The sequence below is a fragment of the Shinella sumterensis genome, from assembly GCF_004514425.2.
In the GTDB taxonomy this organism is placed as follows: domain Bacteria; phylum Pseudomonadota; class Alphaproteobacteria; order Rhizobiales; family Rhizobiaceae; genus Shinella; species Shinella sumterensis.
The window spans coordinates 47194-70755 of record NZ_MYFN02000014.1 but is presented as its reverse complement, the minus strand read 5'-3'; the positions used below and the strand labels follow the sequence as shown (position 1 = coordinate 70755).

At 62.9% G+C, this 23562-nt stretch carries 24 protein-coding genes; 6 read left to right on the top strand and 18 right to left on the bottom strand.

Features of this window, described 5'->3' with window-relative positions:
• Positions 1–15 precede the first annotated feature (15 nt).
• The 3 genes from B5M41_RS21685 to B5M41_RS21675 are packed head-to-tail and all read right to left on the bottom strand — an operon-like array spanning position 16 to position 3207.
• Positions 16–1314, bottom strand: coding sequence for an NAD(P)/FAD-dependent oxidoreductase (locus tag B5M41_RS21685; protein WP_134650536.1), 1299 nt, complete (start codon positions 1312–1314; stop codon positions 16–18).
• Between the two features lie 33 nt (positions 1315–1347).
• A complete protein-coding gene (locus B5M41_RS21680; protein WP_134650535.1) occupies positions 1348–2079 on the bottom strand; it encodes an HAD-IA family hydrolase in 732 nt (243 codons plus the stop codon).
• A gap of 36 nt (positions 2080–2115) precedes the next feature.
• Positions 2116–3207 (bottom strand): ABC transporter ATP-binding protein, encoded by a 1092-nt coding sequence (locus tag B5M41_RS21675; protein WP_134650534.1) that lies wholly within the window; start codon positions 3205–3207, stop codon positions 2116–2118.
• A gap of 233 nt (positions 3208–3440) precedes the next feature.
• On the opposite strand from B5M41_RS21675, the gene B5M41_RS21670 reads away from it, so the two are divergent.
• Complete coding sequence (locus tag B5M41_RS21670; protein ID WP_134650533.1) at positions 3441–4388, top strand: LysR family transcriptional regulator; 948 nt, start codon at positions 3441–3443, stop codon at positions 4386–4388.
• Positions 4389–4549: 161 nt separating this feature from the next.
• On the opposite strand, the gene B5M41_RS21665 is transcribed toward B5M41_RS21670, so the two are convergent.
• The 10 genes from B5M41_RS21665 to B5M41_RS21620 all read right to left on the bottom strand — a co-directional run bounded on the left by B5M41_RS21665 (position 4550) and on the right by B5M41_RS21620 (position 16093).
• A complete protein-coding gene (locus B5M41_RS21665) occupies positions 4550–6001 on the bottom strand; it encodes an NAD-dependent succinate-semialdehyde dehydrogenase (protein WP_134650532.1) in 1452 nt (483 codons plus the stop codon).
• Positions 5998–7302 carry a 4-aminobutyrate--2-oxoglutarate transaminase gene (gene gabT / locus B5M41_RS21660; protein WP_134650531.1) on the bottom strand — a complete coding sequence of 435 codons (1305 nt, stop codon included), beginning with the start codon at positions 7300–7302 and terminating at the stop codon, positions 5998–6000. Before gabT ends, B5M41_RS21665 begins: the two co-directional genes overlap by 4 nt.
• A 96-nt stretch (positions 7303–7398) precedes the next feature.
• Positions 7399–7590 (bottom strand): hypothetical protein, encoded by a 192-nt coding sequence (locus B5M41_RS21655; RefSeq protein WP_023513745.1) that lies wholly within the window; start codon positions 7588–7590, stop codon positions 7399–7401.
• 3 nt (positions 7591–7593) lie between these two features.
• Entirely contained in the window at positions 7594–9291 is a 1698-nt protein-coding gene (locus B5M41_RS21650) for a hydantoinase B/oxoprolinase family protein (protein ID WP_134650530.1), read from the bottom strand.
• An 11-nt stretch (positions 9292–9302) separates the two neighbouring features.
• The gene (locus B5M41_RS21645; protein ID WP_134650529.1) at positions 9303–11333 is read right to left on the bottom strand and encodes a hydantoinase/oxoprolinase family protein; all 2031 of its coding nucleotides are present in this window, start codon (positions 11331–11333) and stop codon (positions 9303–9305) included.
• A 26-nt stretch (positions 11334–11359) separates the two neighbouring features.
• On the bottom strand, positions 11360–12064 hold the full coding sequence (locus tag B5M41_RS21640; RefSeq protein ID WP_134650528.1) for a GntR family transcriptional regulator: 705 nt from the start codon (positions 12062–12064) through the stop codon (positions 11360–11362).
• Positions 12057–13115, bottom strand: a complete 1059-nt coding sequence (locus B5M41_RS21635; protein WP_230640281.1) for a branched-chain amino acid ABC transporter permease — start codon at positions 13113–13115, stop codon at positions 12057–12059. The genes B5M41_RS21640 and B5M41_RS21635 overlap by 8 nt, the downstream gene beginning before the upstream one ends.
• Positions 13115–14029, bottom strand: a complete 915-nt coding sequence (locus tag B5M41_RS21630) for a branched-chain amino acid ABC transporter permease (protein ID WP_134650527.1) — start codon at positions 14027–14029, stop codon at positions 13115–13117. Before B5M41_RS21630 ends, B5M41_RS21635 begins: the two co-directional genes overlap by 1 nt.
• 12 nt (positions 14030–14041) lie before the next feature.
• A complete protein-coding gene (locus B5M41_RS21625; RefSeq protein ID WP_134650526.1) occupies positions 14042–14797 on the bottom strand; it encodes an ABC transporter ATP-binding protein in 756 nt (251 codons plus the stop codon).
• Between the two features lie 96 nt (positions 14798–14893).
• Positions 14894–16093 carry an ABC transporter substrate-binding protein gene (locus B5M41_RS21620; RefSeq protein WP_134650525.1) on the bottom strand — a complete coding sequence of 400 codons (1200 nt, stop codon included), beginning with the start codon at positions 16091–16093 and terminating at the stop codon, positions 14894–14896.
• Positions 16094–16256: 163 nt separating this feature from the next.
• On the opposite strand from B5M41_RS21620, the gene B5M41_RS21615 reads away from it, so the two are divergent.
• The 5 genes from B5M41_RS21615 to B5M41_RS21595 all read left to right on the top strand — a co-directional run bounded on the left by B5M41_RS21615 (position 16257) and on the right by B5M41_RS21595 (position 19060).
• Entirely contained in the window at positions 16257–16985 is a 729-nt protein-coding gene (locus tag B5M41_RS21615) for an ABC transporter ATP-binding protein (RefSeq protein ID WP_134650524.1), read from the top strand.
• 13 nt (positions 16986–16998) lie between these two features.
• Positions 16999–18192, top strand: a complete 1194-nt coding sequence (gene lhgO, locus B5M41_RS21610) for an L-2-hydroxyglutarate oxidase (protein ID WP_134650523.1) — start codon at positions 16999–17001, stop codon at positions 18190–18192.
• A 14-nt stretch (positions 18193–18206) separates the two neighbouring features.
• The gene (locus B5M41_RS21605; RefSeq protein WP_167719242.1) at positions 18207–18368 is read left to right on the top strand and encodes a hypothetical protein; all 162 of its coding nucleotides are present in this window, start codon (positions 18207–18209) and stop codon (positions 18366–18368) included.
• A gap of 270 nt (positions 18369–18638) precedes the next feature.
• Positions 18639–18836 (top strand): hypothetical protein, encoded by a 198-nt coding sequence (locus tag B5M41_RS21600; RefSeq protein WP_230640279.1) that lies wholly within the window; start codon positions 18639–18641, stop codon positions 18834–18836.
• The gene (locus B5M41_RS21595; protein WP_134650522.1) at positions 18833–19060 is read left to right on the top strand and encodes a hypothetical protein; all 228 of its coding nucleotides are present in this window, start codon (positions 18833–18835) and stop codon (positions 19058–19060) included. The genes B5M41_RS21600 and B5M41_RS21595 overlap by 4 nt, the downstream gene beginning before the upstream one ends.
• 96 nt (positions 19061–19156) lie before the next feature.
• On the opposite strand, the gene B5M41_RS21590 is transcribed toward B5M41_RS21595, so the two are convergent.
• From B5M41_RS21590 to B5M41_RS21570, 5 genes are read right to left on the bottom strand one after another with little or no spacing between them, the layout of a single operon-like run.
• On the bottom strand, positions 19157–20116 hold the full coding sequence (locus tag B5M41_RS21590) for an ROK family protein (RefSeq protein ID WP_134650521.1): 960 nt from the start codon (positions 20114–20116) through the stop codon (positions 19157–19159).
• Between the two features lie 14 nt (positions 20117–20130).
• Positions 20131–20832 (bottom strand): ribulose-phosphate 3-epimerase, encoded by a 702-nt coding sequence (locus tag B5M41_RS21585; RefSeq protein WP_134650520.1) that lies wholly within the window; start codon positions 20830–20832, stop codon positions 20131–20133.
• Between the two features lie 3 nt (positions 20833–20835).
• The gene (locus tag B5M41_RS21580) at positions 20836–21639 is read right to left on the bottom strand and encodes an alpha/beta fold hydrolase (protein WP_134650519.1); all 804 of its coding nucleotides are present in this window, start codon (positions 21637–21639) and stop codon (positions 20836–20838) included.
• Entirely contained in the window at positions 21636–22466 is an 831-nt protein-coding gene (locus B5M41_RS21575; RefSeq protein WP_134650518.1) for a sugar phosphate isomerase/epimerase family protein, read from the bottom strand. The genes B5M41_RS21580 and B5M41_RS21575 overlap by 4 nt, the downstream gene beginning before the upstream one ends.
• Complete coding sequence (locus tag B5M41_RS21570; RefSeq protein ID WP_134650517.1) at positions 22466–23542, bottom strand: Gfo/Idh/MocA family protein; 1077 nt, start codon at positions 23540–23542, stop codon at positions 22466–22468. Before B5M41_RS21570 ends, B5M41_RS21575 begins: the two co-directional genes overlap by 1 nt.
• Positions 23543–23562 lie beyond the last annotated feature (20 nt).

The following is a 23562-nucleotide window of genomic DNA, read 5'->3' as shown; positions in this document are numbered from 1 at the left end:
TGCGACTTCCGGGTCTTAACGCCCGATTGCATCGAGGAACTGGTACCAGCCGGCGACAAGGCGGACGGCTGGCTTCCTGATGGGATAGAATGGCACGGGCTTGAGCGGCTCGGAGGTCAGGAGCCCGAGATCGGGCGCCTCGCCCGCAACCATGGCCGCGACGTAGCGGCCCATGTTCGATGCCAGCGCGACGCCTGTGCCGTTATAGCCGAGAGCATAGACCACGCGGTCGTCGAGCCGGCCCAGATGGGGAATGCTGTCCATGGTCATGGCGACGAGCCCCGACCAGCGGTGCGTGACCGAAACCGAACCAAGTTCGGGAAACTGCCGCACCATCGCCTTTTCCAGCGCTGCAAAAGCGCTCTCGGAATCGGCCGTGCCGAAGGCGCCGCGGCCGCCATACATCAGCCGGTCGCCGGCTCTACGGAACCAGCGCATCATGCGGCGCGTCTCGGTATAGCTGCGGCCCTGCGACAGCAGGAAAGAACCGGTCAAAGGCTCTGTCGCAATCATCGCCGAGCGGAAGGGAATGAGGGATTTCCGTACCGCGGATGTCGCCGGCGTCAGGTCGGAATAGGAATTGGTGGCGATCACCACCTGCCGCGCCGAGACTGTGCCGCCCGGCGTTTCGAGCACGACGCCGTCCCGATCGCGCCGCATCCCCGTGACCGCCGACTTCTCGTGAATAGCGATCCCCTCAGCCTTCAGGCCGGCCGCCAATCCGAGCACGAAGTTCAACGGATGAATGATGCCGCCATGGGTGTTCAGCATGCCGCCGACGAAATCGCGCGAGCCGGTCTCCGCCTCCATCTCCTCGGGAGACAGGATTGTGCAGGCATGGTCGCCGAGAGATCCTCGTAACCACTCGACTTCCTTCTTGAGGCCGTCGAGCGAGATCTCGTTATGGGCGCAGCGCAGCGACCCTGTCGGGCGGTAGTCGGCGTCGGCGATGCCGTAGTCCGACACCAGTTCGCCGACATGGTCGATCGCCTCGATGCCGAGATCGTGCATGCGCCTCGCCGTTTCGAGACCATAGCGTGAAGCGATATCGGAAAAGGCCAGCCGGAATTTTCCGGATACGACGCCGCCATTGCGGCCGCTGGCGCCCCAGCCGATCTGGCTCGCCTCCAGCACCACCGCGGAAAGGCCGCGGCGGGCAAGGTAGCGCGCAGTCGACAGCCCCGTATAGCCGCCGCCGATAATGGCGACGTCGAACCGATGACCGCCCGACAGCCGATCGAAGGCGGGCCGGTGCGAAGCCGTCTCCTGCCATAGGGACTGGATGTCGGGAAAGGGAGGACGGGGGGCGGTCATCGGTCTTGCTCGTTCTCGATCCGGTTTGTCTAATCAGGCTGCCGTCGCCGCCTTCACGCCGGCCGCAAGTTCCGCGTCGACCGCATCTGCCAGTTGTCCGAGGCTCGCGAAGTGGAAGTCTGGCTTGGTAACCACCTTCGGCACCGGCGTGCCGCCGAAACCCTGCTGGCCCTGGCGACGCTCGATCCAGCAGGTCGTGTAGCCGAGTTCGCGGGCGACACCGATATCGTGATGCTGGCTCTGCGCGACATGCAGGATTTCCGACTGCTTGAAGCCGAAGGCCGACTGGCGACCCTTGTTGTAGGCGAAGAACTGCGGATTGGGCTTGGCGCAACCGGTTTCGTCACAAGTGATGCTGTCGTGGAACGGGTTGCCGAGCGTATCGGAATAGGCCGAAAACGCGGTCCGGTCGGCATTTGTCATGGCGACGAGACGGAAATTCTTGCGCAGGCGCGCCAGAGCCTCGACGGAATCGGCGAAGGCCGGCCAGCGCAGCACAGCGAGCTGGAAGGCTTCCGCCGTGGCGTCGTCATTCTTGTAGCCGTTCTCCGCAGCGAGCGAGAGATAAACGTCCTTCATCGCGAAGGAGGAGCGACCATAGAACTTGTCGCGGCCGCGCTTGTAGGGCTCGAAGATCTCGTCGTCGCTTGCCTTGGCAGCCTTGTCACCGCCCAGCGCGCGCACGGCATTGAGCACGCCGCTTTCGAAATCGATCAAAGTACCGACCACGTCGAAGGTCATGACTTTGAATTGTGTTAATTGCATAATCTTCATCCTTGTTGACCGTAGTGAATGGATCCGTCAGCCCGCTTCGGGAACGATGACCGTGTCTTCCGGGTGGAGCGCGAGGGTTATCGCCTCGCCCGGCGATTTCATCAGCGCGCGGCCGGCATGATTGCTGGGAAGCCTGAAGCTCATTTCGCCGCCGTCATCGAGCTTCACGAAAACCCGAATGCTTTCGCCCTGGTAGAGCGTGTCTGTGACCGTGCCGGAGAGCCTGTTGCTGGCTTCTGGCTCCGAACCGTCGGCCACGACGAGCTTTTCGGAATGGACCACGAGATGCAGGTTCGACCCGGCCGGCATGGGATGCGCCGTCTTCAGCGCCTGCTGGCCAAGGCGCACGACGCTGTCGCTTTCGCGCTGAACCGGCAGCAAGGTCGCCTCCCCGATGAAGCGGGCGACGAAGGTATTCGCGGGGTGATCGTGCAGGCGCTCGGGCGTATCGACTTGCACCAGTTTACCCCTGTTCATGATCGCCACTCGGTCGCTCATCGTCAGTGCCTCCCGCTGGTCGTGGGTGACATAGATGATCGTGGAGCCGAGCCTCTTGTGCAGGCGCTTTAGTTCGATCTGCATGTTTTCACGCAGCTGCTTGTCGAGCGCCGAGAGCGGCTCGTCCATCAGGATCAGGCCCGGCTCGAAGATCATGGCGCGTGCAAGGGCAACACGCTGACGCTGGCCTCCCGAAAGCTCGTGGATCTTCCGGTTTTCGTAGCCCGTCAATTCGACCATCTCGAGCGCCGACGCCAACCTGTCCGGCCATGTCGCCTTTGGCAGGCGGCGTGCCCGCAGCGGGAAGGTGATGTTCTCGCCCACACTCATATGTGGAAACAGGGCGTAGTTCTGGAAGACGATGCCAATCTCACGCTTGTGCGGCGGCTCAAATGTAATATCGCGATTACCCAGCCAGATGGAGCCCGCACTTGGCTGGACGAAACCACCCAGGATGCCGAGAAGCGTCGTCTTGCCGGAACCGGACGGGCCGAGAATGGAGACGAACTCGCCCTGGGCGACATCGAGGCTTACATCATCGAGTGCGCGAAAGGGCCCGTAGGACTTCGTCGCCTGCCTGATGGAAACGCCGACGCGCGCTCTTTCTTGTTGATCAATCATATGATTCCACTGCACAATTCTACCTCGTTCGGCATAAGGCCGCACTATGGTAGCTGGTTCTTGCGGAAACAGAAATGGAGAGGTGGTTCGGCGCATCTGGCATCCGAACCGGCATCAATCCATGACGTTCCCCTTGTCATCTGGAAGGTCTTTTGCCTTCGTTACCGATCAACAGACCAAACAAGATCGCTTGGCGCAATTGAAAAAATATTGGAAGGGTGTTACATCATGTAATGACGTTTCTTCGCCGCTCCCTGCCATCGATGAATGGCCTCTTCACGTTCGAGGCCGCTGCGCGCAGCGGTAGCTTCTCTCGCGCGGCTGAAGAGCTGAACGTGACGCCGGCCGCGGTCAGCCGAATGATGTCGCGGCTCGAGGAACATCTTGGTACGGCATTGTTTCTTCGCCAGCCCGGCGGCGTGACGCTGACGGAAGCGGGCTCTTTGCTGTTCGATGCGATCGGCCGCGGCTTCGCCGGCATCGAAAGCGCATTGCGCGAGATCGAGGATCGCCGGACGGGTATCGAAACGGTGTCACTTTCGGTTTCGACAGGCTTCACCACCCATTGGATGATGCCGCGAATGGCGGAGTTCAAGAAGGAATTTCCCGCTGTCGATCTGAGATTCCAGCTCGTGATGGGCGCGCTGTCAGGTTCGGTGAATGATGTCGACCTTGGCATGCGCTTTGTCGACGGACCAGACGGCAGGCATGAAGCTGCCTTCGTCATGCCAGAAATCCTGCTGCCGATCTGCAGTCCCGACTACATGAAAAGCCACGTCATATCCGGTGGAGACGTCAGCCGCGTTCCGGATACGACCATCAACCTCAGCGACGCACAGCCGGATTGGTCAAAGCTGTTCACACCGGCCAATGGTCGTGAAACGCACAATTCGATGATTTTTTCGGATTACGCCATTGTCGTTCAAGCAGCGCTTCTGGGTCAGGGCGTCGCGCTCGGCTGGCTCAATGTCGTGGCGCACTGGCTGCGGAACCGCACGCTGGTGCCGGCCCGCGAGCAACTCATGGTAACCGGTCGCCGCTGCCATCTCGTCCGCTTGCGCGACAAGCCCTTCCGCCCCATAGTCGGCCAGGTCCGCGACTGGTTGATTGCAGAATTGACTGAGGACGTCAGAGCCGTGGGAGAGCTATATCCGTCCTTGAATATCGACATCAGGAAGTAAACAGTGTGACCGATTTGCGGATATCAGGTAGTCGATCCGCTCTTTGGTTTCGACTTCGGCCATGGTTCTGTGGGAAGCTGAAGCATTGTCTTCTCCATTCCGACAAAAATACATCGCAATCACGGAGCCGGAGTATATGAAAGGTGTAGCCAAATGTGCGATCAACCCCTCAAGCCGCCGAAACACGCGTATTTCAACTCGACATATTCATCAATGCCGTATTTGGAACCTTCGCGACCAAAGCCGCTCTCCTTGATCCCGCCAAACGGCGCAAGCTCCGTCGAAATCAGCCCTTCGTTGATGCCGACCATACCGAATTGAAGCTCTTCGAGCACATGCCAGATACGGCTGATGTCGCGCGCGTAGAAATAGGCCATCAGGCCATAGCGCGTGTCGTTGGCGAGGCGGATGACCTCGGCTTCGTCCTTGAAGCGGAAGACCGGAGCGACCGGGCCAAAAGCCTCTTCATGCGCCAGCCGCATCGAGGCCTGCATGCCGCTCAGCACCGTCGGCTCGAACCATGTGCCGCCGAGTGCATGCGGCTTGCCACCGGTCTCGACATGGGCGCCTTGCCCCACGGCGTCACCGATCAGTTCCGCCACTTTCGCAACGGCTTTGGCATTGATCAGCGGGCCCTGCACCACCTCAGACGCGGCACCGTCTCCAACCTTCAGCTTGGCAACCTCTTGCGTCAGCTTCGCCACGAAGGCGTCGTGGATGCCGTCCTGCACATAGATGCGGTTGGTGCAGACACAGGTCTGGCCGGAATTGCGGAACTTCGAAGCGATAGCGCCGGCGACGGCGAGGTCGAGGTCCGCGTCGTCGAAGACAATGAACGGCGCATTGCCGCCGAGCTCCAGAGAGAGCTTTTTCAGCGTATCAGCGCATTGCCGCATCAGAAGCTTACCGACGGCGGTTGAACCGGTGAAGGAGAGTTTGCGGATGACCGGATGCTCACAGAGCAGACGGCCGATGCCGGCCGCGTCCTTCGACGGCACGATGTTGAGCACGCCGGCCGGGATGCCGGCCTGCCGGGCAAGCTCCGCCATCGCCAACGCCGTCAACGGCGTCTCCTCGGAGGGTTTGACGACCATGGTGCAGCCGGCGGCGAGTGCTGCGGCGGCCTTTCGGGCGATCATCGCCAGCGGAAAGTTCCACGGCGTGATGGCGGCGCAGACACCGATGGGCTGTTTCAGCACGATGAAACGCCGGTCGCGGCCAGCGGACGGGATAACGTCTCCATAGACGCGTTTGGCCTCTTCGGAAAACCAGTCGACAAAGGAGGCGCCGAACGCCACCTCGCCGCGCGCCTCGTAAAGCGGCTTGCCCTGCTCGGCGGTGATCAGGCGGGCAAGGTCTTCCGCGTGCGCCGTGATCAGGTCGAACCACGCACGCAGCAGCTTTGCCCGTTCCTTGGCCGGCCGCGCCCGCCAGTCGGTTAGCGCGCGCTCGGCGGCACGGATCGCCCGCTCGACGTCGGTGGCGGCAAGATCGGCGACGCGGGCGAGAACCTCCCCCGTCGCCGGATTGCGCACCTCGAAGGTCGCGCCCGTATCCGACCCGGCCCAACCGCCGTCGATGAAAGCCTGGTCGTGAAGCAGCGCAAGCGTCATTGCCCGGCCTCCACCTTTTCCAGGGCCGCCCGCAGGCTGTCCTTCAGGATGGCGATCCCTTCGTCGAGGTGGTCGAAAGGGATTGTCAGTGGCGTCAGCACACGCACGACATTGCCATGCACACCGCAGGAGAGCAGCAGCAGGCCCTTTTCGGCGGCGGTGTGCGTGATTGCCCTGACCAGTTCCGGCCAGGGCTGGCGCGTCTCGCGGTCACGCACGAACTCGATCGCCACCATCGCACCGAGACCGCGCACTTCACCTATGCAGGCGAATTCGTTGCCTTCCTGCCACTCCTCGAAGGTCGATTTCAACCGGCTGCCGACCTCGTTGGCGCGATCGATCAGCTTTTCGTGCTCGATGATCTCCATGACGGCGAGCGATGCCGCGCAGGAGAGCGGATTGCCGGCAAAGGTCGAGCCGACGCCGCCCATCGGGATCTTGTCCATGATATCGGCGCGGCCGGTGACGGCAGCGATCGGGAAGCCTCCACCCAGCCCCTTGGCCATGGTGACGATATCGGCGGCGACGCCGGCATGTTCCATTGCGAACATTTTTCCCGTGCGGGCGAAACCTGTCTGGATCTCGTCGGCGATCAGCAGGATGCCGTGTTTGTCGCAGATCTCGCGCAGCGCGCGCAGGAAGGTGACGGGCGCGGGATAGAAACCGCCCTCGCCCTGCACCGGCTCGACGAAAATGCCGGCGACGCGGGTCGGGTCGACCTCGGAACGGAAGAAGCGGTCGAGCGCGGTCAACGATTCCTGTTCGGAGATGCCGTGATAGGGGATCGGGAATGGCAGGTGGAAGACGTCCGGCACCAGCGGGCCGAAACCGGCCTTGTAGGGCGTGGTCTTGCCGGTCAGCGTCATCGCCATCAGCGTGCGACCGTGGAAGGCGCCGGAAAAGGCGACGAAGGCCGAGCGGCCGGTCGCAGCGCGGGCGATCTTGGCGGCGTTTTCGATAGCTTCAGCGCCGGTGGAGACGAGGAATGTCTTCTTCGGGAAGTCACCAGGCACCAGGTCGTTCAGTTTCTCGCAGACCGTGACATAGTCGATATAGGGCGTGGTCTGGAACGAGGTGTGCGTGACCTTGTCGAGCTGATTGCGCACGCGCTCGACCACCTTCGGATGGCGGTGGCCCGTGTTGTTGACGGCGATGCCGGCGGCAAAATCGATGTAGCGCTTGCCTTCGACGTCCCACAGTTCGGCGTTTTCCGCCTTCTCGATATAGACGTCGAGATGTTTCGACAGGCCAGCCGGAATAGCGGCAGCGCGCCGCGCCGTGAAGGCAGCGTTCGTGGACATGGATGTCTCCTTGGACAGTTTGTTATGGCGCGGCGCTATCGCGGCGCTTCAAGTTGGCCGGCCCCACCCTCACAGACGGGGCCGGCGCATCAATTCCTAGACGGCGGCCTTGGCGCGGCGGGCGTCCCGGGCAAGCTTCCAGTCAACGCATTCCTCGGAGCAATAAATGCTCCCGTCATGCACCTTCTTGCGGGCGGAATCCTCGGCCGAGGCCTCGTAGATCAGCACGCCGCAATTGGCGCATTTCGTGTAGCTTTCGATGTAAAGCCCGTTCAGCGAAAACTTCATGGTTCAGGCCTCCTGATAGCCGTAGTGTTTCTGGGCAGCCGCCTTGGAGACGTAACCCTCGCGGACATCCTCTGCGACCGCTGCCGGATCGCGCTTTGCCGGTTCGCCATAGCCGCCACCGCCGGGGGTGACGAGCCGCACGCGGTCGCCGCGGCGGATGGAGACGTTGGAGTAGCGGCTGGTCGAGGCCTTGCCGTAGGCCTCGCGCATCGTCTGCCAGTCCTCGCGGCCATTCTTCATGACCAGCGTCGCGCCGACGCCGCCTTCCGTGCCGCCATTAAGACCCCAGGGGGCGAGCAGGTGACGGTCGGTCATCTGCGAGCAGATGATCTCGTCGTTGAGGCACAGCATCTGTTTGGTGTAGCCGACGCCACCACGGAACTCGCCGGCACCGCCGGCATCGACGTTGAATGCAAGGCTTTCGATACGCCAGGGGAAGCGCGTCTCGTAGACTTCGACCGGCGTGATGCGGCAATTGCCGTTGATCGAATCGACGCCGTCATTGCCGTCCGCAAAGGCACGACCGCCCCAGCCGACCGCTTCGAGATCGTAGCAGGCGAAATATTCGCCCGTATCCGCATCGACGCCGCCGAAGACGAAGTTGCAGTGCGTCGCCCCTTCCGCCGCCATGACGCGGTTCGGAATGGCCGGCGCCATGGCGCCAAGGATCGTGCCGACGATGCGCGGATGCGTCTCGGTGTTGCCGCCGACTTCCGGGGCCGGGAAATCGACGTTGACGATGGTGCCGGGCGGCGCCATCACGCGGATCGGCCGGAAGCAGCCGGAATTGCGCGGGATCGTCGGGTCGGTCATGTGCAGCACGGCATTGTAGGCGGCCGAGGTGGCCACGCCGAGCGTCGCGTTGATCGGGCCGGAGGCCTGCGGCGAGGAACCGTGGTAATCGACGATGATCTCGCCGCCGCGCTTGTGCACTTCCACGGCGACCGTATAGGTGCGCTCGGCGTCGATGCCGTCGCTCTCGATCGTATCCGAGAAGGCGTAAATGCCGTCCGGGATCGCTTCCAGCTCGGCGCGCATGCGGCGTTCCGAATAGAGCAGCAGGTCGTTGACGGTCTCCTTGATCTTCTCCTTGCCGTATTTCTTGTAGATCTGCGTCATCTGCTTTTCGCCGAGATCGACGGCGGCGATGAGCGCGCGAAGGTCGCCATAGTTGACGCGTGGCGTGCGCACGTTGGCGAGAAGCAGCTTCCAGACCTCGATATTGTCCTTTCCGCGCTTCTTGATCTTCACCGGCGGAATGCGGAGCCCCTCCTGGAAGATTTCCGTCGCCTCTCCGCAGAAGCCGCCCGGCGCCATGCCACCGACTTCGGCGATATGGCCGATCGCCACCGCAAAGCCCATGATCTCGCCATCGACGAAGATCGGCTTGAAGAAAGTGTGCTCCGGCGTGTGCAGGCCGCCGCGATAGGGGTCGTTGTGGAGAATGACGTCGCCTTCCTCGATCTCGTCGATCGGGATTTCCTTGAGGCACGACTTGACGAGCAGCGGCATGCCGCCGATCTGCGCCGGGCAATAGTCGGCGACGGCGATCATGTCGCCATTCATGTCCGCGAGGCCGCAGGTGAAATCGAGCGCCTCGTTGAAGATCGTCGAATAGGACGTCTTCATCAGCACGATCCCCATCTCCTTGCAGAGCGAAACCATGCTGGATTCCAGGATGTTCATCGTAACGAAGTCCATGACGGTACTCCTCAGGCCGAAATGATCAGATTGCCGAGACGATCGACGCGGAGCGTCTGTTTCGGCTGCAGGATGGTGACGGATGCGTTTTCTTCAATAATGGCAGGACCCGATACGGTCTGCCCCTGCTTGAACGTTCCGCGATCGTAAGTCTTCACGTCATGCCAGCCGTCCTCGAAGCGCACCTTGCGGCTGCCGGAGGCGGCAGGCGTGCCCTCGCCCTTTTCGAGTTCGCGCATCTGCGGCTTTTCGGAAACGGCAACGGCGACGACCTTGAGATTGACCGTCTCGATGGTTTCGCCGGGAATGGAGAAGCCGAAGCGGTTCTGGTGTTCCTCGTGGAAACGCTCCCACAGGTTCGCAATGGTCTCCTCGGTGAACTGGTTGGCGGGGAAGCTCAATTCCAGCTCGTGGTTCTGGCCGAAGTAACGCGCCTCGATGGAACGGTAGATCTCCACCTTCTGCTGGTAGCCCTGGGAGACCAACTCGGCGATGGCGCCATCCACCAGTTCCGTCATCGCCGCCGTGGCACGCGCACCGTCGAAATATTTCGAGATCTGCTGCACGGTGCGATGCCGGTCGACGCGCGCATCCGTCATGATGAAGCCGAAGGCGGAGAACTGGCCGGGATAATTCGGCACGATGCCCTGCGGAATGCCGGAAATATCCATGAGGTCGCAGATATGCACCGGACCCGCCCCGCCCGAGGCGACGAGCGAGAAGTCGCGCGGATCGAGGCCGCGCTGGAGCAGGACGGCGCGCAGCGCGCCGAGCATATTGTTGTTGGCGATCTGCACCATGGCGAAGGCCGCCGCATCGACTTCAAGGCCGAGTTGGTCGGCGATCTTCTTGACCGCGCGGTGCGCCGCCTCGGCGTCGAGCTTCATCTTGCCGCCGAGAAAGTATTCGGGGTTGATGCGGCCGAGCACGACGTTTGCGTCCGTCACGGTGGCGTTCTCGCCGCCGCGGCCATAGCAGGCGGGGCCAGGCGCTGCACCCGCAGACTGCGGGCCCATACGCAGCATGCCGCCCTTGTCGATCCAGGCAATCGAGCCGCCGCCGGCGCCGATCGTGTGGATGTCGATCATCGGGATCTGGATCGGCAGGCCCCATTCGATCTCGAAATTCGTCGTCACATGTTCCACGCCGTCGACGACGGTCGAGCAATCGGTCGAGGTGCCGCCCATGTCGAAGGTGACGAGGTTCTTGATGCCGGTCAGCTCGGAAAGGACGCGGGTGGCGACGACGGCGCCGGTCGGGCCGGACAGCGTCATCTGCACCGGCGCTTCGGCAGCCCCCTTCAGCGTCGATTCACCACCATTCGACTTGATCACGCCGATCCGGTCACCGATGCCGATGGCGTCGAGGCGCTTCTGCATGCGGTGGAAATTGTCGGAGACGATGGGTTTCAGATAGGCGTCCGCGATGGTGGTCGAGGCGCGGTCGTATTCCTTCCACTTCGGCAGGACCTCGTAGGAAATCGAGATCGGCATGCCGGGCAGTTCTTCGGCGAGGATGTCGCGGATGCGTTGCTCGTGGCTCGGATCGATATAGGAGAACAGAGTGCAGATGGCGATGGCCTCAATCGTGCCGTCTGCCTTGATGGTGGCGGCAAGCGCGCGCACGGCCTCTTCGTCAAGCGCTGTGACCAGCTCGCCCTTGGCGCTGAAGCGGCCGCCGATCTCATAGGTGTCAGCGCGCTTCATCAGCGGCTTGGTCTTGATCCAGGTAATATCATAGTGGCTGCGGCGGTCGCCGCGCTGGATGAAGGGAACATCGCGGAAGCCGGTGGTCGTGACATAGGCGACCTTGGCACCGCGGCGCGTGAGCAACGCGTTCGTTGCGATCGTCGTGCCGAGACGGATCTTGTCGACGCTGCCGACGTCGTCCACCTGTCCGAGACCCTGGAGCACGCCTTCGATCGGTTCGGAGGGCGTCGTCAGGTTCTTCCAGTTCTCGATGGTGCCGGTCGCCGCATCGTAGGAAACGAAGTCGGTGAACGTTCCCCCAATATCGATGCCGATGATTTTTCTGTCAGGCATTGTTCCCTCTTTTCTCATGGATAGGGTCAGGACGAGCGGGGTTTTTCCCGTTCGTAAGCTTCAAGCAGGTGGCGCCAGGAATCGCGGATGTGATCGCGGATGGCATCCATCGCCTTTTCGCAATTGCGGGTGCGCAACGCCTCGACGACCGGCCAGTGATCGACGGCGGCCGCCATCTGGCTTTCGAACTGGCGCTCGGCCATGGTGATCAGCATCTGCACTTCCGCCTGGATGTTCGTGAAGGCGTGCAGCGTCTGGCGGTTCTTCGAGAGCTTGCAGATCTCCAGATGGAAGGCGAGGTCGTTCTCGACGAGGACGATCTCGTCATTGGCGTTGGCGGCCGCGACCATGGCATCGACGAAACCGGCAATGCGGTCGACATCGGCATCCGTCATCTGCGGCAGCGCCTGCTCCACCGCGAAACGCTCGACCACCACGCGGAAGGAAAAGATCTCGTCGATGTCGCTGCGCAGGAAGGTGCGCACGAAGGTGCCCTTGCGTGGTACGGCAACAAGCAGGCCGCGCTCTTCCAGCCGGCGGATCGCCTCGCGGATGGGATTGCGGCTGATGCCGAGCTGGCGGGCAAGTTCCGCCTCGTTGATGCGCTGGCCCGGCTGGAGCCGGCCGAAGATCAATTCGCGCACGAGAAAGGTCGAAACCTGGTCGGACAGCATCCGGTGGTCGATGATGCCAACCGGTTCGTCTGTATTGAAGAGGAGGTTGCTAGCCATTGATGAGCCCTTTCTCGCGTTGTTCCTGCCCCGGCAGGGTCATTTCCCGCCCTGCCATGATTCCGTCTTTGCGGAAGACCAGTATCAACAGCATAAAGGCCGCGATGATAAGCTCCTGCGTGCCCGCCGGCAGCGACCACTGCTCGCCGCCGATCGAAATCCCGCCTTCGAGACGACGGAAGATATCGACCATCGCGGTGATGACGACGACGCCGACCACCGCCCCGGCAAGACTTCCCATGCCGCCGACGATGAGCATGGCAAGCGCCAGGAAGGTGAAACTCAGGAAGAAACTGTTGATCGAGACAGTCCCGAGATAATGAGCCTGCAACACCCCGCCGAGGCCGACCATGAAGCCGGACAGCGTGAACGCGATCAGCCGCGACCAGTAGAGCGAGATGCCCGATGCGGCCGCCGCGACCTCGTCTTCGCGCGTCGCCCGGATCGCCAGGCCGAAAGCGGAGACCTGGTAGAGATAGGCGATGACGATGGCGAAAACAGCGCAGCCGAGCGCCAGCCAGGCCGTGACATAGGTCGGCAGGCCGACGATCGACGCCGAGCCCATCGTGACGCTGTCCCAGTTGGAATAGACGACGTTGAGGATGAACAGAACGGCGAGCGTGGAGATCGAGGCTGCCAGGCCGGTGAGCCGCATGATGACGAGGCCCGTGAGGAAGGCGGCACCGCCAGCGAGCAGCACCGAGACCACGGCGGACGGCAGCAGCGGAATGCTCTGGTCGCGCAGGAACGGCGGCAGGCCGGACATGGTGATCGGCTTCAGCATCTCGCAGCAGGTCTGCCAGGCCGAGGCGTAGGCGGCGATCGCCATGAAGGTGGCATGGCCGAAGGAGATGATGCCGGAATTGCCGACGAAGACATAGAGCCCGACGACGATGACGATGCTGATCAGCATCTCGATGACGGTGCGCTGGATGGAGAGGCCGCCGAACTGGCCTGTCACCACCACGATGATCGCGAGCGGTATGACGAGGGCGAGCACCGGAAACCAGAAGCGGCCGATCGTTGCGAAGGACATGGTATCGCTCTTCATTATACGCGCTCCTTCGCGGCGCTGGTGACGATCAGGCCCTGCGGGCGCACGAGGAGGATCAGGATGACCATCATGAACACGCCGGCGTCGCGGAAGGGGCGCAGATCGGCTGGCAGGTAGGTTTGCAGCAGCACGCTGGCGACACCCACGAGGAAGCCGCCAAGTGCCGCGCCCGGCAGCGAACCCATGCCGCCGATGACGGTGGCGAAGAAGGCGTAGACGACGGGCATAAGCCCCATGCGCAGGTCGAGCGTGCCCGTCTGGATCGTCAGGAGCAGCGAGACCGCGCCGCCGAGCAGGCCGGAAATGGCGAAGGCAAGTGCGATCACCCGGTTTGCCGGCATGCCGAGCAGGCGGGCCATCTGGAAATTCTCCGCCGCCGCCCGCATCTGGATGCCGAGCGGCGTCTTCTTGAGGAAGAGCACCAGGGCGACGAGCAGGCCGGCGGTGACGACCATGGTGAGGAGTTGCACGCCCGGAACCCGCACGCCGCCGATCTCCACCGCATTCGCCAGCCCCTGCCCGATGCCGACCGATTTCGGCCGGCCGGTATGGATGAGCATGACGAGGTTCTGCAGGAAATAGCTGACGGCGAAGGAGGAGATGAGCAGCGTCGAGGGATTGGAATTGCGCAGCGGCCGGAAGGCGACACGCTCCGTCAGAAGCGCCAGGGCCATGACGACGACGAGCACGCCGCCGATCATCAGGGCCGAGGGCAGCGCACCGAGCAGCAGGGGCGGCGTAACGCTGACGGTCGGAACCACCAGCGCATAGGCTCCAATGGTGATGTAGTCGGCCTGGGCGAAATTGACGAGCCGCATGACGCCGAAGACGAGGCCGATCGCCAGCGCGACGAGGGCATAGAGGCTGCCCAGCGCGATGGCATCGACGAGAACTTGAACGATGTTGGCCATGGCGTCCGGTTCCTAGATCGCAAGGGTGCTGTCGGCCGCCTTTTCGCCCAGATAGGCGCGGCGGACGGCGGGGTTTTTCTGGATATCCTGGGGCGAGCCCTCGGCAAGGCTCTGGCCGCCATCGAGCACGTGGATGCGCTGGCAGACGCCCATGATCACCTTCATATTGTGTTCGATCAGCAGCACGCCGCAGCCGAAGCGGGCCGGCAGTTCGGCGATGACCTCCATTAGCGCCTCGCATTCCGCGTCGTTCATGCCGGAAGCCGGCTCGTCGAGCAGCGCGAAGGACGGCTGCAAGGCGAGTGCCCGGGCGATGCTGACACGCCGCTCGTCGCCATAGGAAAGGCTGTCGCAGCGGTTGTCCGCTTTTTTCGCAAGGCCCATCCAGTCGAGTATTTCCAGCGCCCGCTCCCGGGCCGCCTTGCGCGAAAGCCCGCTGCCGATTGCGGCGACGGAAAGGTTCTGCTCCACCGTCATCGCCCGGAAGAGACGCGCCGCCTGGAAGCTGCGGCCGACGCCGGCCTGCGCGATCTTGCGGGCCGTGAGCTTCGAGACGTCAATACCGTCGAGGCTGATGCTGCCGCTGGTCGGGCGCTGGAAGCCGCTCAATACATTCACCATGGTCGTCTTGCCGGCGCCGTTCGGGCCGATGAGGCCAAGCACCTCGCCGCGCCGGAGTTCGAGATCGACCCCGCTCAAGGCCCGGATGCCGCCAAAGGCGACGGCAACGCCGCGGGCTTCCAGCCGTTCTTTCGATGGACGTGACATATCGGGCGAGACCTATTCGTAAGCTCGGCTATGAAATTGCTTGGAGATTTTGGTTCCGTCGGCTGCACCGCCATGCAGCCGACGGATCGCAGCCGGTTACTGACCGACGCGGAACAGGAGCTTCATGTCCGGCTTGAACGAGTTCCGGTAGACTTCGACGGCGCGAAAGGAGTCGTTCTCGACCTTCATGATCAGCCAGGGCCGGTCGACCTGGATATGAAGCTGATCGGTAAACGAGGTCGGGCCGGCGGTGAACGGCTGGTCCTTGAAGGTGTTCATGACGCCCACCACGGCTTCGGATTCGGTCGTCTTTGCCTGCTCGACCGCATAGGCCCACTGCTCGATGAGGCTATAGCCCAGAACCGAATAGGAAGAGACCGGCGGCTCGCCGTAACGCGCCTTGTGGCTTTCGAGGAATTTGTTCATTTCCGGCCGTGGATCATCGCCGTAAAGCGACATGAACGCGGGCAGGTAGAAATCCTTGAGGCCCGGCACGGCGTTCAGCCAGTAATTGTCGACCATCGCCGTGTTGGCAAGGATCGGCAGGTCGATGCCGGCAGCGCGAAGCTGGCGCACGGCCGAAGCACCCCCCGGCGTGAACGAGCACACGAAGACCGCATCGGGCTGCGTCGCCAAACCCTTGAGGCGGGTGATCTGCGAGGCAATCGACGGGTCGTCGTTCTTGAACGTGTCATTGCCCAGGATTGTCTCAGCGCCGGCACTTGCAGTCCAGGCCGCGCGAAAACCGGCGCAGGCCGACTTGTTGTATTCGATCGTCAGGTCTTCCAGCACGTAGACCGACTTCAGGTTCATTTTCTTGTTGCCGTATTCGGCAATTGCGATGCCTTCCGACTGCGCCGCGCTGTTGGCGGTAAAGGCGAGCGGGCCGACGCCCTGCACGCCCATCTTGGGATCGGCAGCACAGAGGCTGAAGGCGATCTTGCCGGCCTGCTTGGCGGCGAGTGCGGACGGCGCGCCGAAATCGTAGTCACACGAAACAACCAGCATGTCGACGCCGCTGTCGACCAACTGTGCGCCGACCGTTGCGGCACGGGCCTGCTCCGTCTTGGTGTCCATGACGGAATATTCGATCTGGCGACCCAGCAGGCCACCGGCCTTGTTGATCTCCTCGATCTTCATGACGGCCGCCTTGAAGGGCGCGCTGTCGTAGTTCGAAAGCCAGCCGGATTCCGCGATGGCGAAGCCGATCTTGATCGGCTCTTCGGCATGAGCCGCGCTGGTCACCGGCAATAGCAGGGCGATTGCGGCCGAGGCGGCCACAGCAACAGATTTCATTGTCGTTCCCCTTCGGCCGTAGCGATGCTCGGCCTGATTTTTTGCACATAGTCCTCTGTGGACAGAAGACAGAATGCGGGTTAGATTTTTTTTGTCAACGGCAAAAAATGGCGCGGCCTCCCGATTTCCATCGAAGGACACAACCGCGCGAGAGGGGAACGACATGTTAGAAATCCGCGGCCTTACGGCCGGCTACGGCCGGCTTGCTGCCCTGAGATCCGTCGATCTTGTGGTCCGTACGGGCGAGATCGTCTTCGTGGTCGGCCCCAATGGCGCCGGCAAGTCCACGCTTCTGAAGACGATTTCCGGGCTCATGGCGCCCACGGGCGGAACGCTCGCCTTCAATGGCGAGGCGATCGCCGGCCAGCCGCCGGAAAAATTGTGCCGAAGGGGCCTGGCGCTGGTGCCTGAGGGCCGCAGCATCTTTCGCACACTGACGGTGCAGGAGAACCTGCTGCTCGGTGGCATGATCCGCAAGGACAAGGAAGAGGCAGCCGCGGACCTCGAGCGGGTGCTTGAGACCTTTCCAATCCTGAAGGCGCGGTATCGCGGCGTCGCCGGCCATCTCTCGGGTGGCGAGCAGCAACAGCTGGCCATCGCCCGCGCCATCCTGCAACGCCCCTCGCTGATGATGATCGACGAGCCCTCGCTCGGCCTTGCCCCCCTCGTTATCGATCAGGTCTACGAGAGCCTTCGCCAGCTCAATGCCGGCGGACTGACGCTGCTCGTCGTCGAGCAATCCACCGCCCGCATCCTCGACCTCGCCTCCCGCATCTACGTCCTGCGCAACGGCCATGTTGCGCTGGAGGGAGCGGCAAGCGATCTTGCGGACGGCCACGCGCTGGAGGATGCTTACTTCGGCTATGGCGAACGCCAGACGACACACGCGTGATCAGGCAAGACAGATGATATTCGACTATTGCATCATCGGCGGGGGCATCGTCGGCCTGGCAACGGCCATGCGTCTTCTCGAAGGCAGGCCGGGCTGCAGCCTCATCCTCATCGAGAAGGAGGATGCGCTCGGCAGGCACCAGACGGGCCACAACAGCGGCGTCATCCACGCCGGCATCTACTACCCTCCCGGAAGCCTCAAAGCCGAACTCTGCCGCAAGGGTGCGGAGGCGACCAAGGCGTTTTGCGCGGAAAACGACATTCGCTTCGAGACCTGCGGAAAATTGCTCGTCGCGACCTCGGATCTCGAAATGCAGCGCATGGACGCCCTCTATGAGCGATCGAAACAGAACACGATCGAGGTCTACCGCGTCAGCGAGGAAGAGTTGAAGGAGCGCGAGCCGAACATTCGTGGCCGCGGCGCACTCTTCGTGCCTTCGACCGGCATCGTCAGCTATGCCGAAGTCTGCCAGGCGATGGGGCGGCGCATCGCTAAACTCGGCGGCGACATCCGCCTTTCGACCCGCGTCACCGGCATCCGCGAGACGATTGACGCCGTCGACGTCGCCTCCGAAGGCGAGAGCTGGCGGGCGAGAAAACTGGTCGCCTGCGCCGGCCTGCAATCCGATCGGCTGGCGACTCTCGCCGGCCTTTCGATCGAGCATCGCATCGTGCCGTTCCGCGGCGAATATTTCCGCCTCCCGCCCGACAAGAACGACATCGTTCGACACCTCATCTACCCGATCCCGGACCCCGCCCTGCCCTTCCTCGGCGTGCACCTGACGCGCATGATCGACGGCAGCGTGACGGTCGGACCGAACGCCGTGATCGGCTTTGCGCGCGAGGGCTATCCGCGCCTCTCGGTCAATCTGGCCGACATCGCGGACTACGCACTCTATCCAGGCTTCTGGAAAACCGTCGTTGCGAACCGGAAATCCGCCGTGACGGAGTTGCGCAACTCGCTGTGGAAGCCAGGCTATCTGGCGGAATGCCGCAAATATTGCCCGAGCCTCACGCTTGCAGACCTCCTGCCCTACGAGGCCGGCATCCGCGCCCAGGCGGTGCGGAAGGACGGCACGCTCGTCCACGACTTCCTCTTCGCCGAGACAGACCGGATGCTGCATGTCTGCAACGCGCCCTCGCCCGCGGCCACTTCTGCAATTCCAATCGCAGAGATGATCGTCGAACGGCTGGAAAAAGGATTGTAAAGCCAATTCATCCCATGCGCCCTCGCCCATCTCTGTTCGGCGCGCTCACGGGCATGGTGATCCTGCGCGAGAGGGGCGGCCCATCGCGGCTCGCCAGGCGCCAAGTGCTGATCGCCGGCGTCATCCTTCTCTCGGGCGGTTGGGACATGGCATGGCTGCTCTACTCTCCCGCCTAATCTTTCATGTCTGGCCGGATCGGCATCGTCGGCGCCGGGCGCTCCGTGATATGGACGACGATCAGGTTGGCGCCCTTGTCGCGGGAATTCTGAACTCTGCAGCGCGAACTCATCCAATCTCACTATCCCAGCGCCAGAGGGGTAGATCGTTTACAATTTTACGAAATATTTAGGTTAATTGACGGTTTCATATTGGACCGTTTCAGCGCAATCGCAGATCGGTAAGTTTACCGGCATCAGTTTTGCCATGAAACATCCGGAGCATTGCGCATGACCATTCTTGCCACCAGGAACAATGCGCATACAGGCAACTTCTCCTCGCTCTCGCATACGAGCGCCGTGGCAACGGGCACTCGTATGGTCGGTCCCGATGTTCTACGCCCGCTGGCAATCCTGCTGGTAATGCTCGTCCACCTTCCGCTGAACGCGACCCCGAGCATGTTGGTGACACACCCTCGATTGAAGTGACGAACTCGCGCAACGCGCTCGATTTGGCTTTGGCAGGCGTAGCGCGTGTCGTGCTGCCGACCTTCGTCGGGAACAACCAGAGCGGGCTGAAACAGGTGACAGAACCGATCGGCGAACTGGAGCAAGATCAGTGGCTGGTCACGCACGACGAGGACAGATTCCTGCCGGACGTCCGCCGCGTGATCGAGCGGATCTATGCGGTGTTGAGAGCCGCGATCAAGTAAAAGCGATTTTGGCCTTCCTGCCTGATGCCAGTCCCTGGCGTCGGAAAGTCGACGCTTCTTAAGTTGGCGACGCCTGTGTCAGGAACTTCGCGTCAATCACCACGAAAAATCAAACTCCGCGGCAAGGAAAGAGAGAGCCGCCGCGCCGATCAGACCGGAATTCTGGCCGAGCGCAGCGCGCATAACCGGTACATCCTTGAATGCAGGCATGGCCCGCTCGGTGATGTAGCGCTGGATGCCGGGATGCAAGCGCTCGAATTCATGGGAGAGGCCACCGCCCATGATGACGATCTCCGGGCTGAAGATGTGGAGGAGGCTTGTGAAGCCGCGGCCGAGGATTTCCGCTTCCTCCTCGATCAGATCGTTGGCAAGCGCATCGCCGGCGCGTGCGGCAGCGAAGACCGCGCGGCTGTCGATGGCGTCGCCACCGGCGCCGAGCCGCGTCTCGGTGCAGGCGAAGGCACGATCTTGCGCCCGCCGGGTAAAAGCCGTGCCCGACCCATAAGCTTCGAAGCAACCCTTGTTACCGCAGGGGCAAAGCGCGCCGTCCGGCATGACGGACATGTGGCCGACATGGCCTGCCATGCCCTTGCGGCCGCGCAACACGCGCCCATCGGCGATGACGCCGCCACCGATCCCCGTGCTGACGGTCACGTAGACGAGGTTTTCCAATCCCCTGCCCGCACCGAACTGCCATTCACCGATTGCGGCGGCAATACCGTCATTCTCCAGACTGACTGGAAACGCGAAGCGCTTCTGCAACTCTGCCTTCAGCGGGAAGTCTGCAAAGCCGGCCAGTGTCGGAATATCCCGTGTGATTCCTGAGACCGTATCGATCGGTCCGGGCGTGGAGACGCCGATGCCCACGACCGTAGCCGTTCCGGCAGCCGCGGCAAGGCCGTCGGCAAGGGCCTGGATCTGCGCCAGCACGCGCTCGGGACCTGCCATCGCATCGGTCCGGTCCTCGGCGCGCGCGAGAACCCTGCCGTCGGCACTGACAAGTGCGGCGCGAACTTGCGTACCCCCAAGATCGATGCCGATGGCGATCTCACTCATGATCGGACGAACCTTCAGAGGGAATGAAGCCAGGACATGCGCTCCTCAAGCGAGGGTGCATTGAAAGCCAGCGAACCAAGCACGACCGTCTCGGCGCCGGATTGGCGCAGCAACGGTACGGTGTGCTCGCGAATGCCGCCATCGGCCGCCAGCACGACGCGGTGGCCTGCGCCGCTTTCGGCGATGATCTTTCGGGCCTCCTGCAAGCGCGCGCCCGCCTTCTCGTCGAGGCCCTGCCCCTTTACACCGATCGCGGTGCCGAGCAGCGTTACGAAACGCAGCCGCGCCGCATGACGCCGGATCCGTTCGACGGGCGTCTCGACCCGCAACACCATGCCGGCGGCGACGCCACGGCGGTCAAGGAGATCGAGCGCCGCATCCGCGACACTGTCGTTCTCGACATGAATACTGATGAGGTCGCTGCCGGCGTCGGCGAACTGCTCGATCTGCGACAGCAGGACGGTATCGGCCACCATGAGGTGAACATGGATCGGGCGCCTGGAAACCCTTCGCACGCCGGCCACCAGATCGGGGAAGAACAGCATGGCCGGCGCGAAATGGCCGTCGGCGACGTCGATATGCAGGACGTCGACATGCGGCTCGACGCGGGCGAGATCATCGGCAAGCCGCACGAGATCGGCGGACCAGACGGAGAATTCGGCAATCAGGCGATCCTTGGGAAGGTCGTCGATCCAGGTTTTTGCGGGAGCAGTCATTTCTTAGAGGTCCTTCAGGAAAGCATGGAGGGCGCGGCGAAAGTCGGCGACGTATCGCGTCTTGTCTTCCGCCTTGGGCGTGATCTGGACGAAGCGCGCGGCGGGGATTGCTGCCGCAAGTGCGCGCGCATGGGCGATGGGATGGATGACGTCGCGCTCGTGGCCGATGACGAGCGCCGGCACGGCTATGCGGGCAATCTCATCCTCCGCCACCCCGGGACCGTCCTTCGATATGGCCGTCAGAAGCGTTGCGGTGACGTCGACGGGTTCGCGGGCGAAAAAGCCGGTGAGCGAGGCCAGATTGTCCGGGGCGTCGGCGGCAAGGCGCTGGCCAATCGGCCCCGCCAGAAACGCCGCCTTCGCCTCGTGAGGCGAAAGCTCTGCCAGGAGGCGACCGACCTCGGCATTCGGCGCCATGTTGTCCGGCGCCGAGGCGACGAACCAGGCCGGACGAGCAAGGACAAGCGCACGGACGAGATCGGGCCGCGTGACGGCAAGGCGCAGCGAGATCGCCGCGCCCATGGATATACCCCCGATGATGACCGGCGCCTCCAGATGGGTCTCGATATAGGCCGCGACATCACCTGCAAAGGTTTCGATCGAGAACCGGTCCAGCGCGCCGGATTGCGAGCGGCCGTGGCCGCGGGCCTCGATGTTGATGCGGCGAAAGCCGGGGTCGTCCGGGAACGCCTCGGCCGACTGGCCGGCATCACCGCAAAGTCCGTGCAGGAAGACGACCGGCGTGCCTTCACCCGCCATGTCGACGTTCAGAGATGTGTCGTCGCCGGTTCGGAAGACGCGGTTCATCGTCCTGCCTCAAGCTTTTCCGACAGGAAGCGGGAAACATCTTCGGCTTCCTTTGCCGCAAGCCCGTGGGTGATCAGGCTGCCGGTAAAGCCGATCGCCTTCAGGCAGCCAAGATAGTGACTGTAGTCGAGCACGCCCTTGCCGGCCGTGGCGAAGCTGCCATCCGGGTTCCGGTCCTTCGCATGCGCCATCACGATGCGGTCGGCGAGAAGATCGATGGCCGCAGAGATAGTCGTCCTTTGTTCGTCGAGCGTGGCGGTCTCGAACAGATTGGCGGGATCGAGCACGATCCTGATGCGCCGGCTCTGCATCTCATCGATCAGGCGTCGGGCCTTCTGGGCGGAGTTGATCACATTGGCAAGCTCCGGCTCGATGCCCAGATCGACATCGTACCGCTCGGCAATGCCGATCGCCGTCTCCACGGCCTCCAGCAGATCGCGCCAGGCTTCCGGCGTGCCGTTGTCCGGGTGCTCCTTCCACTGGTCGTACGGATCGCGCGTGCCGGTGCAGAGCGTGATCAGGCGGGTGGACATTGCGTGGCTACGCTCCGCCAGTACGGCAAGCCGGCGATGTCCCGCCTCGCGCACCGCCCGATCGGGATGGATCATGTTGTAGGTGCCGGAGACCGCGGCGATCTCGATACCGGCCTTGTGTGCCGCACCGGCGATGGCACGCGCCTGCCCCTCGTCGATCGCATCGGGCATGGAGGCAAGGCCGGAGCAGGCCATGTTGTATTGCGCGCAGACGAAGCCGGCACCGGCGACAGCCTTAAGCACCGGCCCGGGCTGCGTCGCCTCGAAGGTCTTGGCGAAGATGCCGAGTTTCATCACACGCCGCCCGTCACATCGGCCAGCGCAACGGACTTGCCGGTTTCGACGGAGCGGGCGATGGCGACCATGGCCCGCACGGACGCGAGGCCGTCATCGATATTGGCGCCCTCCATCGGCGTGCCATCCAGAATGGTGCGGGCGAACCCTTCGACCTGACGGCGATAGAAATGGCCGTCCGCGCCGAGCACCCGGTGCGTGGCGCCGTCAGCCTCGCGGAAAATATCCACCTCGCTCGTCTTGTAGTACCAGGGATTATAGGTCTTGCCGAGGACGCTGCCGTTCCTGCCATAGATCTGGAACCCCTCGTGCCAGTCCATGCGCACCTGCACCGTGAGGTCGAGGTGCCCGAGCGTGCCCGACGCGAATTCCACATCGACGAACCAGCACCAGATGCCCGCACGTTCGGAAAGCCGCGCCTGCACCGAGAGGATATCGCCGGCAAAGTAGCGGGCTGTGTCGATCAGATGGCAGCCATGTGCCAGCATGTAGTAGCGCCTGAGATCGGCCTTCGGATTGGTGGTCGGCTTCTTCGCATTGGCGCTGGTGACCACGAGCGGCTGCACCGCGTCGGTCATCGGATAACGATGCGTGCTGTCGCAATACCAGGCCTTGAGCGCGACCATCTCACCCATCTCGTCGGCAATGAAGGATTTTGCCGCCTGGAGGCCGGCATCGAAGCGTTTCATGTGTCCGACCTGGAAGACCTTGCCGGAGCGTTCGACAGCGGCCTTCAGCGCGACGCATTCCTCCACCGTAACCCCGACGGGTTTCTCGCACAGCACATGCTTGCCGGCTTCAAGCGCGCGCAGCGATGCCGGTACATGGAAGGCATCGGCCGTCGCGATGATCACCGCTTCCACGTCAGGATCGGCAAGCATCCTGTCATAGTCGTTGTAGGACTTTTCAGCCCCGTGGGTGATGACCATACGCTCGCGCAGGTCGTCGGCGACATCGCAGATCGCGTAGAGATCGGCGTTGGCCGCCTTGGTGCAGCTTTCGAAATGCGCGGCCTGCGCGATCTGGCCCGCACCGAGCACGCCCACACGAAGACGGCGTTCCTGTTTTGCTGGCATTTCAGCCCCTTTTGTTTTCG